We start from the raw sequence: 774 nt of genomic DNA, 5'->3' as shown, positions 1-774 counted from the left end.
CTCCACGTGGTGCTGCGGGAGATGGAGGCTGGGGAGCTGGCGCGTCTTGCCGAGGTAGTAGGGGACGAGACGTTTGGGGAGTTTTTGGCGGAGCTGGAGCCGAGTGATGCGGCGGAGATCGTGGAGCGGCTGAGTTCGGCGGAGGCTGCGGACGTTTTGGAAGCGATGGCGCCGGATGATGCGGTGGATGTGCTGTCGCGGTTAGATCCGGCGGAGGTGCGGCAGATTTTGGTGGAGATGGAGCCGGTAGAGGCGCGGGAGCTGGAGGAGCTGCTGAGTTATCCGCCGGAGACAGCGGGTGGGCGGATGACGCCGGCGTTTGTGGCGCTGCTGCCGGACGTGCGAGTTGATCAGGCGATAGTGGCGTTACGGAAGGTGGCGGCGGAGGTTGAGACGATTTACTACGCGTATGTGGTGGACGAGGAGAATCGGTTATTGGGTGTGGTGTCGATGCGGGAGTTAGTGCTGAGTCCGCCGTATCGGACGGTGGGAGAGATCATGGAGCGAGACGTAGTCAAAGTGCGGGCGACGGCGGACCAGGAGGAGGCGGCGCGGCTGTTGGTGGAGGAGGGGTTGCTGGCAGTTCCGGTGGTGGATGACGAGGATCGGCTGCTGGGGATCATCACGGTGGACGATGTTGCAGACATTTTAGAGCGGGAGGTGACGGAGGATATTGAGCGGTTGGGTGGGTCGCAGCCGTTAGAGATGCCGTACAGTCGAGCCACGCCGTTCTACCTGTGGCGCAGACGCGTCGGCTGGCTCTTGCTCCTCTTT

The 774-nt window shown here is 62.9% G+C and carries 1 protein-coding gene; it reads left to right on the top strand.

Annotation, left to right across the window (positions count from 1 at the left end):
- Positions 1 to 21: 21 nt before the first annotated feature.
- The coding region (locus NET03_RS13665; RefSeq protein WP_286207496.1) for a magnesium transporter at positions 22 to 774 on the top strand (753 nt) is incomplete at its 3' end.

This window comes from Thermomicrobium sp. CFH 73360, from assembly GCF_023806465.1.
In the GTDB taxonomy this organism is placed as follows: Bacteria; Chloroflexota; Chloroflexia; order Thermomicrobiales; family Thermomicrobiaceae; genus Thermomicrobium.
This window is presented reverse-complemented; position numbering and strand designations above follow the sequence as displayed.